A 15,671-nucleotide genomic window follows, 5' to 3' on the forward strand; every position below is an offset into this window, starting at 1 on the left:
AGCTGAGGGCCCCCCTTTCACGTCCTTTTTTGCGTCCTTATGCGATGTGGTCTTCCTGCAGCTCCGCCGTGTGGCGGTTGGTGAAGCGGTTGACCATGCGCTCGGCGTCGCGGTGCGGGAGGGCGGTGCCGTACGTGGCCTCCACGTTGGCGCGGAACTGGCCGGCCGTCGGGTAACTGCCGTCTATCGACTGACGGAAGACCTGGTAGAAGTCCTCCTCGGTCGGCTGCGGGGGCTCCGGGGGCCCACCGCCTTCACCGAGTTCGCGGGTGCGGTTCGGGCCCACCGGGATGGGGAAGGTGCCGGTCTCCTCCGGAGACGGTTCCTGACCGGGCGGCGGGGGCTCTTCCTCGAACTGCTCGCGGTACTGGTCCGCCTGCTTCTGCTCCTCGTACCACTCGGCGTACTGGTCCGAGGGGTCGTAGGCGGGGTTGTAGCCGCCGTGGTACTCGATCTGCTGCGGGGGCCTCGCGTGCAGCCAGGGGCTCACTTCGGGCTCGGGGACGGGCCGGGGCTCGGGTTCGTAAGCCTGTTGCTCGGCGTCCGGGGCGCTGACCAGCTCTTGGCGCCGCTCGCCGGGAGGCGCCGCCTTCCGTGGGACGGGCGCCGCCCCAGCGGCCTCCAACTGCGGTGGCGGTGGTATCAGGACCGGCTCGATGCCCGCTGCCGCCAAGCCCGACGGGGCCGTGTCCGCCAGGGGGACGCCGTAGCGGGCCAGACGCAGGGGCATCAGGGACTCCACGGGCGCCTTCCGGCGCCACGCCCGCCCGAACCGCGAGTGCAGGCGCGCCTGGTACACCAGCCGCTCCTGTTCCAGCTTGATCACCTGCTCGTAGGAGCGCAGCTCCCACAGCTTCATGCGGCGCCAGAGCAGGAACGTCGGGATGGGGGAGAGGAGCCAGCGGGTGAGGCGGACACCCTCCATGTGCTTGTCGGCCGTGATGTCCGCGATCCGGCCGATGGCGTGGCGGGCGGCCTCGACCGCGACCACGAACAGGACCGGGATGACCGCGTGCATGCCCACACCCAGCGGGTCCGGCCAGGCGGCCGCGCCGTTGAAGGCGATCGTCGCCGCCGTCAGCAGCCAGGCCGTCTGGCGGAGGAGGGGGAAGGGAATGCGGATCCAGGTGAGGAGGAGGTCCAGGGCCAGCAGGACACAGATTCCGGCGTCGATGCCGACCGGGAACACGTACGCGAAGTTCCCGAAGCCCTTCTTGATGGCCAACTCGCGGACCGCCGCGTACGAACCGGCGAAGCCGATACCGGCGATGATCACGGCGCCGGTTACGACCACGCCGATGAGAACGCGGTGCATCCGAGTCAGCTGCAGTGGCGCGGCCACCCGTACTCCCCTCCCCTTGCGTGTTGTTGCGCGCAACAGGGTGGCACATGTGTGCGCCGCACGTGTTGCCGGACGGGCGGAGCCCGGTCCCCTGAGGGGCCCGGGCTCCGTCAAAAAGCGGTGTTGAGCTGCGAATTGGCGTCCAGATGTGACAGTCAGCTCTTCTTCGACGCTGAGGAGGAGGGAGAGGCCGAAGAGGACTTGGCGGCCTTCGAGGGCGACGCCGACGGTGACTTCGACGCCGACTTGGACGGCGACGGGCTCGTCGTGCCCGCTCCCGTACCCGAGCCGGAGCCCGTGCCGCCTGCGCCGTTCGCGGCCGACACCGTGGCCACCGCCTCCTTCGCCGCCTGCTCGGCCAGCTTCACGAGGGAGTCCGCGCTCGGGGTCTTCTCGCCCGCCAGGCCCGCGCCGTTGTAGTCGAGCGTGATGACCACGTTCTCGACACGCGTCACGAGCGTCTGCTGCTTGAAGGCGCCTTCCTTCTTCTTCAGGTCGTAACGCACCAGCGTCGCCTCGTCGCCCGTCCCGGCGACCGTCTGCCACTTGGTGTTCTTCGCGCCCTCGACCGCCTGGGCGTCCTTGACCTGCTTCTGGAAGTACGTGTGCGCCAGCTGGTTGCCCTCGCCGCGTGTGGCGTCCGACTCGAAGCGCAGCAGCGACACGTTCAGCCAGCGGAACTGGGAACCCTTCACGCCGTTGTTGTCCAGGCTGCTCCAGGAGCAGCTCGCCCGCGTCGCCGTGTCACTGGAGGTGCCCGCCTTGCCGGATTTGACCCCCTTCGGCACCAGCGACGTCAACGTCTTCTTCGACAGCACCCCGCACGAGCCCGGCAGCTTCTTGTACGCCGCCGCCTGCACCGTCGGAGACGCGCTCGCGCCGCCGCCCGAGGCCGCAGTACCACCGGCGTCCGAGCCCTTGCTGCCGCTGTCACCCGAACCCGAGTCCGAGGAACATCCGGCCACCAGCAGCACCACCGGCACCGCGGCCGCGCACACAAGGACGCGGCCACGCCCCTTGGCTCTCCCCCACTGCCTGAAAGGCGTGGGAGGGACCCCCAGCTGTCGCTGGCTCCGCTGATCTCGCTCTGCTGCTCGCTGCATGGTTCCTTCACTCATGACGCTCGTGGTTCCCGCGGTCGGCGTTCCGGTCCGAGGGGCCACGGTACGCGGTGAGGAAGCTGTGCGGTTTTGTTTCGAAACCTTTGCGCAGAGGTGTGAGGTACCCGCGAAGTGCCGTCAACCGCCCAGCACATCCGCCAGCTTCGAGGCCAGATTCCGGGCCCTGTCCTGCATTTCCTTGCTGTCCGGCACCACGCCGACCGTCGCCGGCTGCTCCTCGTACTCGATGGTCACGATGACGTTGGACGTGCGGAACGCCACAGTCACCGTGCGCTGCTGAGCCGTCGAACCGGAACCGCTCAGCGCGTCGTTCAGGAACGCCTCGTCGCCGAGGTCGGAGAGAGTGCGGGGCTGGAGGGCGGAAGGCGTGACCGAGGAAGAGGAGGATGAAGAAGGCGTGGACGAGGGGGAGGAACCGGGGTCGGCACTGCTGGAGGCGTCGGCGCCCGAGGCCGACTCGGAACCCGCGGAGGTCGACGGCTCGGGCAGATCCGCCGCCGTCTCCTTCTCCGCGAACAGCTCCTGCGCCTGGGCGTCGTCGCTCACCGAGTTGTCGTACGACACGACCCGCTCGAAGTCGACGAAGAGATGGTCGGTGGCGTCGGTCGACTCCACCTTCCAACGGCAGCCGACCTTCCGGTCCGTGTCGAACGTCTGCGTCGCCTCGCCCTCGTACGCCTTCTGGCGCTGCTCCTCGTCCGTGATCTGCTTGATGCCGGGGAGGAGGGAGTCGAGGGTGCCGTGCGTGATCGCGCCGCAGGGCTCCGGGAGCGTGTCGTACTTGCCCGGCTGGGCCGCGGCGGTCGCCGTGCCGGCGTCACCGGGGTTCGCGGCGTCGGTGCTGCCGCTGGTGCTCGAGCCGCTGGTGCAGCCGGCCAGCAGCGCCGCGAGGAGGGCGACGGTGCCGGGTACGTAGGCCTTCCGCACGGTCGGGCTCCTCTCGACGGTGTCTCGATGCCGGGGTGTTTCCAGTGTCCCCGCTGGTTATTCGCTTGCCGCACGGGGGCGCCCCCTGCAGACAATGTGTATCGCACGCAACACCGCGAACGCTGGTCCGTTGTCCGATTCGTTGACCCCGGCGCGGCTTTTGCGATGTGAGACTTCTGTCAGGTTTCCGGGGGAACGAGGAAGATATGTCCTACGTAGAGATACCGGGCGCGAAGGTCCCCATCCGTATGTGGACCGACCCCACGTCGGTCGAGGACGTCGCCCTCCAGCAGCTGCGCAACGTCGCGACCCTGCCGTGGATCAAGGGCCTGGCGGTCATGCCGGACGTCCACTACGGCAAGGGCGCGACGGTCGGGTCCGTCATCGCCATGCAGGGGGCCGTGTGCCCTGCGGCGGTGGGGGTGGACATCGGCTGCGGAATGTCGGCGGTGAAGACGTCGCTCACGGCGAACGACCTGCCGGGGGATCTGTCGCGGCTGCGGTCGAAGGTCGAGCAGGCCATTCCGGTGGGGCGGGGTATGCATGGCGATCCCGTGGACCCGGGACGGCTGCACGGGTTTGCGACCGGTGGGTGGGACGACTTCTGGGGGCGGTTCGACGGGGTTGCCGAGTCGGTCAAATTCCGTCACGACCGTGCCGAAAAGCAGATGGGGACGCTCGGAAGCGGCAACCACTTCTGCGAAGTGTGCATCGACGTATCCGGTTCGGTGTGGCTCATGCTGCACTCCGGATCGAGGAACATCGGCAAGGAACTTGCCGAGCATCACATCGGTGTGGCCCAGAAGCTTCCGCACAACCAGGGACTGGTCGACCGCGACCTCGCAGTCTTCGTCGCGGACACCCCGCAGATGGTCGCGTACCGCAACGACCTGTTCTGGGCTCAGGAATACGCGAAGTACAACCGCACGATCATGATGGCGCTCCTCAAGGACGTGATCCGCAAGGAGTTCAAGAAGGCGAAGCCGACCTTCGAGCCGGAGATCTCCTGCCACCACAACTATGTGAGCGAGGAGCGCTACGAGGGCATGGACCTGCTCGTCACCCGCAAGGGCGCGATCCGGGCCGGCTCCGGTGAGTACGGGATCATCCCCGGCTCCATGGGCACGGGTTCGTACATCGTGAAGGGCCTCGGCAACGAGAAGGCCTTCAACTCGGCGTCCCACGGCGCCGGTCGGCGCATGAGCCGCAACGCGGCGAAGCGGCGCTTCTCGACGAAGGACCTGGAGGAGCAGACGCGGGGCGTGGAGTGCCGTAAGGACTCCGGCGTCGTGGACGAGATCCCGGGCGCCTACAAGCCGATCGAGCAGGTCATCGACCAGCAGCGGGACCTGGTGGAGGTCGTGGCGAAGCTGAAGCAGGTTGTCTGCGTGAAGGGTTGAGGAATGTGGCCCCTTCGGGAATCGGGGGCCACATTCGGTCGGTCAGCGCGATGGTTCTCTGTTGTGGCGCGAGCCCTTGTGGGTTACGAGAGCCGCTTCTCCAGCAAGGTCACCGCGTACGGGCTGCCCAACCCGCCCTCCTTCGCCGGCTGTTCGCCTACGACCCGGTAGCCCGCCGACTCGTAGTAGGCGCGGAGTCGGGGGTTGGAGGCGAGGCAGTCGAGGCGGGCGTAGGGGCGGCCTGTGGCGGTGATGCGGGATTCCGCTTCGGCCAGCATGCGGCGGCCGGTGCCCGGTGGGGAGGTGTGGGGGGCTGTCATCAGGCGGTGGATGTAGCCGGCGTCGGAGGGGCGCGGGCCCCAGGCCGCCACGTCGTCCCACCACAACTCCCAGGCGCCGGTCAGGTGGGTGCCCGTGTAGGCCAGCCAGACCTCGCCCTCCCGCATGCGGGTGGTGAAGTGGGCCTCGTTCTTCTCGGCCGGCTTCCACTGGTCGATTCCTCGGGCCAGTTGCCAGAGCGCCGCCGTGTCGCGGAGGCGGACCAGGGCGGGTGCGTCCGGCGGGGTTGCCCTGCGGTAGGTCAGGGGTGGGTGGGTGGTGGGGCGGGGTTCCAGGAGGTGGGTGCGGAGCGTGGTGGAGAGGTCCTCCGCGTTCAGGGACAGGGCCTCGTTGACGTAGGGCTCGATTCCGCCGTAGCGCGCCTTCAGGGCGGACAGGAACAGGCGCATCACCGACTCCGGGGCCCGGCCGAAACCCGGCCAGGGCGGGGCGTGTCCCTCTCTGGTCTCCCAGGTCGCCCGGATCGCCGGTGTCGCCAGTTCCGTGAGGCTGAAGTCCTCGATGATCGTCTCTTCGGGGATGCCCAGCAGACCCAGGATCAGTGCGGCCAGTTGGCCCGTGCGGTCCTTGCCCGAGGCGCAGTGGAAGACCAGGGGAGTGGAGGACTCGGCTGACTCCGCCACCAGCTCCAGGGCCCTGCGGATCTCCTTGACCCCGTCCTCCGCCACCTCCATGTACCGCTCCGCCAGGTAGGGGCCCGGCTCGATGCCGGGGGCCAGGGCGGCCTGGTCGTAGGGGCGGTGTTCGATGCTGAGGTTGAGGTAGGTGAAGGACGCGTCGGCCGGGACACGGCCCCGTTTCTCCGCCTCCCAGGGGTGGCGGAGGTCGATCACCGTCGCGATGCCGAGGGATAGGAAGCGGGACCAGTCCGCCGTACCGGTGCGCAGCTTGCCCAGGGAGTCCGCGCGGTACAGGAGGCCGTGGCGGACGCGATGGCCGTCGGGGGTGGGGTAGCCGCCCAGGTCGCGGAAGTTGTGCAGCGCGTCGAAAGGTATGTGTCGGTCCACAGAGGGTGACCCTATGCCTACTTCGCGTGCAGCACGGCGTAGATCATCACGAACGCCACGACGTGGATGCCGAAGAGGAAGTACGCGAGGTAGTACCAGACGTAGCGCTCGCGTTTCTTCTCCAGCGACAGGCGTCGCCGCTCGGCATCCTGCGCGGCGTCGTCGTCCGTCATCACAGTTCCCGGTGGACCTTGGTGTTCGACGCCTGTGCGCGCGGGCGGAGGACCAGGAGGTCGACGTTGACGTGGTGGGGTCGGGTGACCGCCCAGGTGATCGTGTCCGCGACGTCGTCGGCGGTCAACGGCTCCGCGACGCCCTCGTACACCTTCGTCGCCCTGTCCTCGTCGCCGCCGAAGCGGGTGAGGGCGAACTCGTCCGTCTTGACCATGCCGGGCGCGATCTCGATGACGCGGACCGGTTCGCCGACGATCTCCAGACGGAGGGTCTCGGCGAGGACGTGGCTGCCGTGCTTGGCGGCGACGTAGCCCGCCCCGCCCTCGTAGGTGCCGTGGCCGGCGGTGGAGGAGACGACCACGACCGTGCCGTCGCCGCTCGCGATCAGCTTGGGGAGGAGGGCCTGGGTGAGGTTCAGGGTGCCGATGACGTTCGTCTCGTACATCGCGCGCCAGTCGGCGGGGTCGCCCGTGGCGACGGGGTCGGCCCCCAGGGCGCCGCCGGCGTTGTTGACGAGGACGCCGATCGTCTTGAAGGCGGTGGCGAACTCGTCGACGGCCGCGCGGTCGGTGACGTCCAGCTGGTACGCCGTCGCCTGGTGGCCCGCCGTGTTGATCTCCTCCGCCAGCGCCTCGATGCGGTCCTTGCGGCGGGCGGTGAGGACTACTCGGTAGCCGGCGGCTGCCAGCCGGCGGGCGGTTGCGGCGCCGATTCCGCTGCTGGCGCCGGTGACGACCGCGATGCGGGAGGCCATGGGGTTCGCTCCTGAGGTGGGTTCATATGTGCGGGCTTGTGGTGGCAAGGATAGGCGCCGTGGGAGTGGGCGTGATGGGGCGGCCGCGGGTCGTTGGCGGTTGCTCGCGCCCACGCGGCGGAGCCGCATATCGATACGGCCCCGCGCCCCTGAGATGGGTGATCTCACCCTCCGTTTCGAGGTGCCCACATGATCAGGGCCATGCCTGCCAGGCATACGAGTGCCCCGGCGATGTCCCATCGATCGGGCCGGTAGCCGTCCGCCACCACTCCCCACAGGATCGAGCCCGCCACGAAGATGCCGCCGTAGGCCGCGAGGATGCGGCCGAAGTGGGCGTCCGGCTGGAAGGTGGCGACGAAGCCGTAGGCGCCCAGGGCGAGGACTCCGCCCGCCATCCAGAGCCAGCCCCGGTGTTCGCGCACGCCCTGCCAGATCAGCCAGGCGCCGCCGATCTCGAAGAGGGCGGCGACGACGAAGAGGGCTGCGGAGCGGGCGATGAGCATGGGCGCCAGCCTCGCATGCGGGGTGTCTGTCACCTGTTGGAGGGCGCCTGTGCCGTGCGCGGCGTGGGATACATCCGTACGTCCGCGGCGGAGCGAGGAGTGGTGGTCGTATGTGGGGAGTCCGGAGCGTGCTTGCGGTGTGGGTGGCGGCCCTGGCGGTGGTGGGTGCGGGTGCCCTGCCCGCCGGTGCGGTCCGGAACGCCGATCCCGAGGCCGATCTCGCCTATCACGGTGCCGCCTCCATGGCGGGCGGCACGGTCGACGTGCGGTTCACGCCGCGCAATCACGGGCTGTCCGCCGTGCCGGACGCGACGGTGCGGCTCAGATGGTCGGTGGGGCTGGCGGCCGCGCAGGTGTTGCCGGTGGGGTGTGCCCGGTCGCAGGAGCGGGTGGTGCTGTGCCGGGTGGGGGCGCTGGCGGCGGACGACATCGGGGAGCAGATCGCTGTGCGGGTACGGCTGCTCGGCGCGCCGTCCGAGGTGCTGCTGGAGATCGATACGGTGGGGAGCGCGGGTGCCGTGGACCGGAACCGGGTGAACGACCGCCAGCGGGTACTCGTCCTGGACACGGGGGACGAGTACTACTTCTGACGAGTACTTCTGACGAGTACTACTTCCAGTGACGGTTGGCAGTTGAGGAGCGGGGCGATGGCGGGCAGCACGGGCCGGGAGCGGCTGCTGGAGGAGCTGGCCGGGGTCTCGCGCCGCTACATGGCCTCGTACGCCCTGTTCAACCAGGCCGTCGCCGACCGTCTCGGCCTCCACCCCACCGATCTGCAGTGTCTGAACCTGCTGACGCTGGAGGGCGGTCCGGTGACGACCGGGCGGATCGCCGAGCTGACGGGGCTGACGACCGGGTCGGCGACGCGGCTGGTGGACCGGCTGGAGAGGGCGGGGTACGTCGTCCGGGAGCGGGACGCGGCCGACCGGCGGAAGGTGCTGGTGGTGACCGTGCCGGAGCGGATCACCGAGTTCGGCCGGATGTGGGAGCGGCTGGGCGGCGGCTGGTACGACCTGTTCGAGGAGCTGGACGACGCCCAACTCGCCGTGATCGTCGGGCATATGAGGCGGACGGTGGAGTTCAGCGGGGCGCAGGTGGCGCGGCTGCGGGCCGGGGACGTCTAGAAGGCCCAGAAAGATCAGAAGGCCCGGAAGGCCCGGGGCGCCTCTATGCGGTCTCGGCCGCCGCCGCGTCGTAGTGGCCCCGGGCCTCGTGCACTTCCTCGATGTGGGTCTCCGCCCAGTCCTTCACGCCCGCGAGCAGCACGGAGAGGCTGGTGCCGAGCGGGGTGAGTTCGTAGTCCACGCGGACGGGGACGGACGGGGTGACCGTGCGGCCGAGGAGGCCGTCGCGTTCCAGGGAGCGCAGGGTCTGGGTGAGCATCTTCGGGCTGACACCGGCGATCTTGCGGGCGAGTTCGCTGTAGCGCATCGGGCCGGGGGCCAGGGCGCAGACGACCAGGCTGACCCACTTGTCGCTGATGCGGTCGAGGAGCTGGTTGGTGGGGCAGGCCCTGATGAAGGCGTCGTACTCCGCGCGTGCCTGCTCACGGCGCTGGGCCGCTGTCGTGGTCGCCATCGCTCACCTCTGAGGGACTTAGGCACCTTCAGGTAACTACTTACCGATGGATAGTAACTCTTCCTAGGGTTGTCGACAGCTGAGGAGATACCGAGGCGGACAGTGACGAACAGGGAGCTTGTGCTCATGCGTGCTGCAGTGGTGAGGACGTTCGGCGGACCCGAGGCCGTGGAGGTCGTGGAGAGCGAGCTGCCCGAGCCGTCGGAGTGGCAGGTGCGGATCAGGGTCGCGGGTGCCGCGTTGAATCCCGTGGACCTGGCGGCCCGGGGCGGTTTCTTCGGCGGGGCGGGCAAGCAGGTCGGCCTCGGCTGGGACGTGGCGGGGACGGTGGACGCGGTGGGGGTCGCGTCCGCGTGGAACGTCGGCGACGAGGTGGTCGCGCTCCAGGCCGGCGTGGCCAAGTCGCTCGGCGCCCATGCCGAGTTCGTCGTCGTCGCCACGGACGCGGTCGCGAAGGCGCCGGCGACGGTGGACGCCGTCCATGCGGCGACGCTGCCGCTGAACGCCCTGACCGCCGTACAGGCTCTGGATCTGCTGGAGTTGACGGAGGGGCAGTCCCTTCTGGTCACCGGTGCGGCGGGCGCGGTCGGCGGCTTCGCGGTCCAACTCGCCGCCCACCGGGGGATATCGGTGACCGGACTGGCCCGGGAGGGCGACGAGGAGCTCGTACGGTCCCTGGGGGCCGCGCACTTCACGAGCGGTGCCGTCGAGTCCGGGAGCGTCGATGGCGTGCTGGACCCGGCGGTCCTCGGTGAGGCGGCCCTGCCGTGGGTGCGGGACGGGGGTGTCTACGTCGGCGTCCGGCCGGGGGCCGAGCCCGCCTCGGTGCGCGGGGTGCGGACGACCTCCGTCGGGGTGACCGCGGACGGTGCGCGGCTGGCCGAGCTGGTCGGCCTGGTGGACGAGGGCGCGCTGACCCTGCGGGTGGCCGAGACGTACGCCTTGGAGGAGTCCGCGAAGGCACACGCCCTTCTGGCCGGGGGCGGGGTGCGCGGCGGACTGGTCCTCGTCCCCTAGTGGTGCTGCTCCGCCGGTGCCTTGCGTGGCAGCAGCGGTACGAGGGGCAGGCACAGGGCGACGGCCGCGGCGACCACGGTGAGGCTCATGTGCAGGGCGTGGGTCTCGCCGTCACCGACCGCCGCGACGTACACGGTGGTCACGGCTGCCGCGCCGACCGCGCCGTGCACCGGTTCTCTCCGCGGGAGCGGACGGGCACGATGGCGTTCACGTTCCTGAAGTCGCTGGATCGGCGGCGTAGGCGGTGGGCGGCACCCCCACCGTCGCCGTGAAGTCCCGTACCAGATGGGCCTGGTCGGCATAGCCGAGGTCGGCCGCGAGGGTCGCCCAGTCCACGTCACGGTCGGTCTCGGCGCGCTCCAGGGCCTCGTGGATGCGGTAGCGCAGGATGACCCACTTGGGGCCGACGCCGACGTGCCCGGCGAACAGGCGCTGCAGCAGTCGTACGGACATCCCCTGGGCGCGGGCGAAGTCGGTGACGCGGCGGATCGTGCGGTCGCTGCGGATGCGGTCGGTGAGGGCCATCGCGAGGTCGGCCTGGGGGTCGGGGCGGGGGTCGAGGGCGAGGAGGAAGGCGTCCAGGGCGGCTACCCGGGCGTCCTCGTCGTCCGGGGTGAGGACGGGGGCCGTGTCGGTCTCCGGGAGGCGGACCCGCTCGCCGGTCCACTCCGAGACGGCGCGGTCGGGGAAGAAGGGGCGGAAGCCGCCCGGCCGGAACTGGATCCCGCACACCCGCCCCCGCCCCTCCAGCTTCTGTGTGAAGAGGCCGATGCCGATGCCCGCCACCTCGACGAAGGGCTCCTGGTCCGCGAACCGCTGGAAGACGATGTTGACCGACGGATGCGGGACCACGTGTGAGGCGTACGGCTCGGTGAGGTCCCAGTCGATCAGCCAGTAGTGCTCCAGATAGGGGCGCAGGGGCGCGGCGGGCTCGCGGCGCCGGAAGCGGACACGGGCGAACAGTTCCGCTGCGTCGACGATGCCTCGGGTGTCACGGCGTGGGGCGGCCATGGGGGGATCGTAGGGCGGGGCACTGACAGTCGGCGGAATACGGGGGAGGGGGAGGCCGTTTGCCGGTATAGTTTAATCGTCAACAACTTGGAGGGTGAGCGACCATGCAGTTCGGGATCTTCAGCGTCGGCGATGTCACGCCGGACCCGACGACGGGCCGTACGCCGACCGAGCGCGAGCGCATCAAGGCCATGGTCGCCATCGCGCTGAAGGCCGAAGAGGTGGGGCTGGACGTGTTCGCCACGGGTGAGCACCACAACCCGCCCTTCGTGCCGTCGTCCCCCACCACGATGCTCGGCTACGTCGCCGCGCAGACGGAGAAGCTGGTCCTCTCCACCTCCACCACCCTCATCACCACCAACGACCCGGTGAAGATCGCCGAGGACTTCGCGATGCTCCAGCATCTGGCGGACGGGCGGGTGGACCTGATGATGGGACGCGGGAACACCGGACCGGTCTACCCCTGGTTCGGCCAGGACATCCGCGAGGGCATCAACCTCGCCATCGAGAACTACGCGCTGCTGCGCCGGCTGTGGCGCGAGGACGTCGTGGACTGGGAGGGGAAGTTCCGGACGCCGCTGCAGGGGTTCACGTCGACGCCCCGGCCGCTGGACGGGGTGCCGCCGTTCGTCTGGCACGGCTCGATCCGGTCGCCGGAGATCGCCGAGCAGGCGGCGTACTACGGCGACGGTTTCTTCCACAACAACATCTTCTGGCCGGCCGACCACACCAAGCGGATGGTCGACCTGTACCGGACGCGGTACGCGCACTACGGGCACGGGACGCCGGAGCAGGCGATCGTGGGGCTGGGCGGGCACGTCTTCATGCGGAAGAACTCGCAGGACGCGGTGCGGGAGTTCCGGCCGTACTTCGACGTCGCGCCGGTGTACGGGCACGGGCCGTCGCTGGAGGACTTCACCGAGCAGACCCCGCTGACGGTGGGCTCCCCGCAGCAGGTGATCGAGAAGACCCTGGCCTTCCGCGAGTACGCCGGTGACTACCAGCGCCAGCTGTTCCTGGTGGACCATGCCGGGCTGCCGCTGAAGACCGTGCTGGAGCAGCTCGACATGCTCGGCGAGGAGGTCGTGCCGGTGCTGCGCGAGGAGTTCGCGAAGGGGCGGCCGGCGGACGTGCCGGACGCGCCGACGCATGCGTCGCTGCTGGCCGCGGCGGAGAAGGAGGTCGTGGCATGAGGCTCGTCGTCGTCTCGGCGGGGCTGGGTGTGCCGTCGTCCACGCGGTTGCTGGGGGACCGGCTGGCCGCGGCGGTGGGCCGGCGGACTCCGGTGGAGGTGCGGGTCGTGGAGTTGCGTGAGCTCGCGGTCGAGATAGCGCACAACTTCACGAACGGGTTCCCGGGGCGGAGTCTGTCGGCCGCGCTGGAGGCGGTGACGGAGGCGGACGGGCTGGTGGTCGTCACGCCGGTGTTCTCCGCCTCGTACAGCGGACTGTTCAAGTCCTTCTTCGACGTGCTGAGTGTGAGCGACAAGGACGCGCTGGCGGGCAAGCCGGTGCTGATCGCGGCGACCGGCGGTACGGCGAGGCATTCGCTGGTGCTGGAGCATGCGCTGCGTCCGTTGTTCGCGTACCTGCGGGCCGTGGTCGTGCCGACGGGGGTGTACGCCGCGTCGGAGGACTGGGGTGCGGAGGGGCTGGACGGCCGGATCGAGCGGGCTGCGGGGGAGCTGGCGGGGTTGATGACGGGGCTCGCGCCGCGGCGGGGGGAGCGGGGGCCGGAGCTGGTGCCGTTCGAGGAACAGCTGGCGAGGCTCAGCCCGTCCGGTGCTTGAGGATGCAGGTTTGCAGCATGCAGCTCGGCCGGTGCTCGAGGAGGAGATGCCGGGCCGCGGTATTCAGCCTGTCCGGCGTTTGAGGACGAGGGATTGCCATCCCGATCCCCTGCCCACCCCGTGAGGGCGGCACTTCTCGGCGCCGGTCAGCGTTTTCAGCCCGTCCGGCGGTCGAGGACGAGGCCCGTTCAGGGCCGGAGCGGGGGTCTGGGGGCGGCAGCCCCCAGGGCCTCAGCCCCATCGTGAGAGGACGGTAGGAGGCACGGTCAGGTTGCCCGTGTGACGGTGAGAGGCGGGTAAAAAGGGTGATCGTAGGGACGCTCACCCGACTCAACCGCCGGAGGCCTTGGCAGACTGGGTCCGTGCCCCAAACTGTGCTGCTCGCCGAAGACGACCGCGCCATCCGTCATGCCCTGGAGCGCGCCCTGAGCCTGGAGGGCTACCAGGTCACCGCGGTCGCCGACGGCGTGGAGGCGCTGGCGCAGGCCCACAAGACCCCACCCGACGTGCTTCTCCTCGACGTGATGATGCCCGGCATCGACGGCCTCCAGGTCTGCCGGGTGCTGCGCGCCGAGGGCGACCGCACCCCGATCCTGATGCTGACGGCGCTGGTGGAGACCGCGGACCGGATCGCCGGTCTGGACGCGGGCGCCGACGACTACGTGGTCAAGCCGTTCGACGTGGAGGAGGTCTTCGCCCGGCTGCGTGCGCTGCTGCGGCGGACCTCTCCCGACAACGGCGCCGTGGCCGACGTACCGAAGGAACTCCCCGCCGCCACCTCCGGCGACCGGCAGATCGAGGCCGCCGGGCTGCGGATGGACGTACAGGCGCGGCGGGCCTGGCGCGGGGCGCGGGAGCTGGAGCTGACCCGGACCGAGTTCGAGCTGCTGGAGCTGCTGGTACGGAACGCGGGCATCGTGCTCGATCATTCGACCATCTACGACCGGATCTGGGGTTACGACTTCGGGCCCGGCTCGAAGAACCTCGCCGTCTACGTCGGCTATCTGCGCCGTAAGCTCGACGAGCCCGGCGCCCCGCAGCTCATCCACACGGTCCGCGGCGTGGGTTACGTGCTGCGGGAGGACTGAGTGGGCCGGATCAGACGGCTGCTGGCGAGACGGCGGCCGGGGCTGGTCTCCCTGCGCACGACGTTCGCGGTGTCCTTCGCGACGGTCACCGCTGCCGTGACCGTGCTGGTCGGCGTGTTGTCGTACAGCGCCGCGGCGCGGCTGGTGCGGGTCGACCAGGAGTCCGTGTTCGACCAGGTCGTACAGGATCTGCAGGACGAGGTGCGGCAGCATCGGATGACCCCGGACGACTTTTCGTCGTCGGCGCCCGGGCACGACATCGTGCGGCCGGCGCGGACGGATGTGCAGGTGCTGGGGCCGGACGGGTCGGTGGTCGACTCCGGGAGTCCGGGGCTGCCCGTGACGGCTGGGGACCGGAAGATCGCGGCCACGTTCACGGCCGGGAAGTCCAAGGAGCACAAGGACGTCGCCGTCGACAGCGACGTGTATCGGATTGCGACCGTCTCGCTCGGGGACGGGCGGGGGGCCGTGCAGGTCGCGCAGGAGTTCAGCGACACCGAGGATCTGCTGCGGGCGCTGCAGCAGCGGACGTTGATTCTGATGGCGGCGGTGGTGACGGCGGCCGGTCTGTTCGGCTGGTGGCTGGCCCGGCGCATCACGCGCCGGCTGATCATCCTGACCTCGGCGGCGGAGGACGTCGCACGGACCCGCCGGCTGGGTATCGAGGTGCCGGTCACCGGATACGACGAGGTGGGGCGGCTGGGGCGGGCCTTCGACCGGATGCTGGGGCGGCTCGCGCAGTCGGAGGAGGATCAGCGGCGGCTGGTGCAGGACGCGGGGCATGAGCTTCGTACGCCGCTGACCTCGTTGCGTACGAATATCTCGTTGCTGCGGAGGATCAATGAGTTTCCGCCGTCGACGAGGGAGGAGTTGGTCGCGGATCTTGGCCAGGAGGCCCGTGAACTGACTGATCTGGTCAATGAGTTGGTGGATCTCGCGGCGGGGCAGTCGGATAACGAGCCGCCGCAGCGGGTGGATCTCGCGGATATCGCCGAGGACGTGGCGGGGCTGGCCCGGCGGCGTACGGGGCGTGCTGTCACGGTGCGGGCGAGTGGGGATACGACGACCGACGGGCGGCCGGGGATGTTGCAGCGGGCGATCTCCAACCTGGTCGAGAACGCGGCGAAGTTCGACCGTGGGGGGAGCGGGCCGATCGAGATCGCTGTGTCGGGGCCTGCTCGGCCGGGGACGGTGCGGGTTGAGGTGCTTGATCGGGGGCCTGGGATCTCCGCGCCTGATCTGACTCGGGTGTTCGACCGGTTCTATCGGGCTGCTGATGCGCGGTCGTTGCCGGGGTCGGGGTTGGGGTTGTCGATCGTGCGGGAGGTGGCGATGGCGCATGGGGGGGCGCCGTTTGCGCTGACTCGGGAGGGGGGTGGGTCGGTGATCGGGTTCACTGTGGGTGGGGTTGGCTCTGGGGGCTGAGTTTTGGGTGCGGGTGGGTGGGGGCTGGTCGCGCAGTTCCCCGCGCCCCTGATGCCTGCGGCGCCTGTGCGGGGTGGGTGGGGGTGCGCGTAGCGCCTACGGGTGGGTTGTGGGTCGGGGCCGGGGCGGGGGGTGTCCGTCCTCGGTCGGGCGGTGCTGTGTCTTTTTGAGGTGCGCGGTGATGGACGCCCGCCGC

18 protein-coding genes are annotated in these 15,671 nt (G+C 70.0%); 8 read left to right on the forward strand and 10 right to left on the reverse strand.

The features are described 5' to 3' along the window. Nucleotides 1–37: 37 nt before the first annotated feature. The 3 genes from ACWC09_RS46695 to ACWC09_RS46705 form a co-directional block, all read right to left on the reverse strand. On the reverse strand, nucleotides 38–1,315 hold the full coding sequence (locus ACWC09_RS46695; protein WP_450857715.1) for a DUF2637 domain-containing protein: 1,278 nt from the start codon (nucleotides 1,313–1,315) through the stop codon (nucleotides 38–40). A gap of 182 nt (nucleotides 1,316–1,497) precedes the next feature. Next, entirely contained in the window at nucleotides 1,498–2,460 is a 963-nt protein-coding gene (locus tag ACWC09_RS46700) for a DUF3558 family protein (RefSeq protein WP_450857688.1), read from the reverse strand. Nucleotides 2,461–2,580: 120 nt separating this feature from the next. Then, nucleotides 2,581–3,390: a DUF3558 domain-containing protein gene (locus ACWC09_RS46705; RefSeq protein WP_450857690.1), complete on the reverse strand. Its 810-nt coding sequence runs from the start codon at nucleotides 3,388–3,390 to the stop codon at nucleotides 2,581–2,583. Between the two features lie 206 nt (nucleotides 3,391–3,596). Here ACWC09_RS46705 and ACWC09_RS46710 point away from each other — a divergent pair, with 206 nt between their 5' ends. Continuing rightward, nucleotides 3,597–4,790 (forward strand): RtcB family protein, encoded by a 1,194-nt coding sequence (locus ACWC09_RS46710; protein ID WP_450857692.1) that lies wholly within the window; start codon nucleotides 3,597–3,599, stop codon nucleotides 4,788–4,790. An 83-nt stretch (nucleotides 4,791–4,873) separates the two neighbouring features. On the opposite strand, the gene ACWC09_RS46715 is transcribed toward ACWC09_RS46710, so the two are convergent. From ACWC09_RS46715 to ACWC09_RS46730, 4 genes are all read right to left on the reverse strand, one after another. Continuing rightward, the gene (locus ACWC09_RS46715; RefSeq protein WP_450857694.1) at nucleotides 4,874–6,136 is read right to left on the reverse strand and encodes a GNAT family N-acetyltransferase; all 1,263 of its coding nucleotides are present in this window, start codon (nucleotides 6,134–6,136) and stop codon (nucleotides 4,874–4,876) included. Nucleotides 6,137–6,153: 17 nt separating this feature from the next. Further along, nucleotides 6,154–6,309: a hypothetical protein gene (locus ACWC09_RS46720; protein WP_450857718.1), complete on the reverse strand. Its 156-nt coding sequence runs from the start codon at nucleotides 6,307–6,309 to the stop codon at nucleotides 6,154–6,156. Further along, nucleotides 6,309–7,064, reverse strand: a complete 756-nt coding sequence (locus tag ACWC09_RS46725; protein ID WP_450857696.1) for an SDR family NAD(P)-dependent oxidoreductase — start codon at nucleotides 7,062–7,064, stop codon at nucleotides 6,309–6,311. Before ACWC09_RS46725 ends, ACWC09_RS46720 begins: the two co-directional genes overlap by 1 nt. Nucleotides 7,065–7,228: 164 nt before the next feature. Then, nucleotides 7,229–7,567 (reverse strand): YnfA family protein, encoded by a 339-nt coding sequence (locus ACWC09_RS46730; RefSeq protein WP_450857698.1) that lies wholly within the window; start codon nucleotides 7,565–7,567, stop codon nucleotides 7,229–7,231. 110 nt (nucleotides 7,568–7,677) lie between these two features. On the opposite strand from ACWC09_RS46730, the gene ACWC09_RS46735 reads away from it, so the two are divergent. Further along, the gene (locus ACWC09_RS46735; protein ID WP_450857700.1) at nucleotides 7,678–8,157 is read left to right on the forward strand and encodes a hypothetical protein; all 480 of its coding nucleotides are present in this window, start codon (nucleotides 7,678–7,680) and stop codon (nucleotides 8,155–8,157) included. 57 nt (nucleotides 8,158–8,214) lie between these two features. Next, nucleotides 8,215–8,691 (forward strand): MarR family winged helix-turn-helix transcriptional regulator, encoded by a 477-nt coding sequence (locus ACWC09_RS46740; protein WP_450857702.1) that lies wholly within the window; start codon nucleotides 8,215–8,217, stop codon nucleotides 8,689–8,691. Between the two features lie 43 nt (nucleotides 8,692–8,734). Here ACWC09_RS46740 and ACWC09_RS46745 read toward each other — a convergent pair whose 3' ends face one another. Beyond that, nucleotides 8,735–9,145 (reverse strand): winged helix-turn-helix transcriptional regulator, encoded by a 411-nt coding sequence (locus tag ACWC09_RS46745; RefSeq protein ID WP_450857703.1) that lies wholly within the window; start codon nucleotides 9,143–9,145, stop codon nucleotides 8,735–8,737. A gap of 126 nt (nucleotides 9,146–9,271) precedes the next feature. On the opposite strand from ACWC09_RS46745, the gene ACWC09_RS46750 reads away from it, so the two are divergent. After that, entirely contained in the window at nucleotides 9,272–10,162 is an 891-nt protein-coding gene (locus ACWC09_RS46750; RefSeq protein WP_450857704.1) for an NADP-dependent oxidoreductase, read from the forward strand. Here ACWC09_RS46750 and ACWC09_RS46755 read toward each other — a convergent pair. Together ACWC09_RS46755 and ACWC09_RS46760 are read right to left on the reverse strand one after the other, a co-directional pair. Continuing rightward, nucleotides 10,159–10,332 (reverse strand): hypothetical protein, encoded by a 174-nt coding sequence (locus ACWC09_RS46755; RefSeq protein ID WP_450857706.1) that lies wholly within the window; start codon nucleotides 10,330–10,332, stop codon nucleotides 10,159–10,161. The two genes, ACWC09_RS46750 and ACWC09_RS46755, sit on opposite strands and share 4 nt — an antisense overlap. Nucleotides 10,333–10,369: 37 nt before the next feature. Continuing rightward, on the reverse strand, nucleotides 10,370–11,173 hold the full coding sequence (locus tag ACWC09_RS46760) for an AraC family transcriptional regulator (RefSeq protein WP_450857708.1): 804 nt from the start codon (nucleotides 11,171–11,173) through the stop codon (nucleotides 10,370–10,372). A gap of 104 nt (nucleotides 11,174–11,277) precedes the next feature. Here ACWC09_RS46760 and ACWC09_RS46765 point away from each other — a divergent pair, with 104 nt between their 5' ends. From ACWC09_RS46765 to ACWC09_RS46780, 4 genes are all read left to right on the forward strand, one after another. Beyond that, nucleotides 11,278–12,366, forward strand: coding sequence for an LLM class flavin-dependent oxidoreductase (locus ACWC09_RS46765; protein WP_450857709.1), 1,089 nt, complete (start codon nucleotides 11,278–11,280; stop codon nucleotides 12,364–12,366). Next, nucleotides 12,363–12,962 (forward strand): FMN reductase, encoded by a 600-nt coding sequence (locus ACWC09_RS46770; RefSeq protein WP_450857711.1) that lies wholly within the window; start codon nucleotides 12,363–12,365, stop codon nucleotides 12,960–12,962. Before ACWC09_RS46765 ends, ACWC09_RS46770 begins: the two co-directional genes overlap by 4 nt. 374 nt (nucleotides 12,963–13,336) lie before the next feature. Continuing rightward, nucleotides 13,337–14,050 (forward strand): response regulator transcription factor, encoded by a 714-nt coding sequence (locus ACWC09_RS46775; protein WP_450857716.1) that lies wholly within the window; start codon nucleotides 13,337–13,339, stop codon nucleotides 14,048–14,050. After that, nucleotides 14,051–15,475, forward strand: coding sequence for a HAMP domain-containing sensor histidine kinase (locus tag ACWC09_RS46780; RefSeq protein ID WP_450857713.1), 1,425 nt, complete (start codon nucleotides 14,051–14,053; stop codon nucleotides 15,473–15,475). The last annotated feature ends 196 nt before the right edge of the window (nucleotides 15,476–15,671 follow it).

The organism is Streptomyces sp. NPDC001617, from assembly GCF_053596855.1.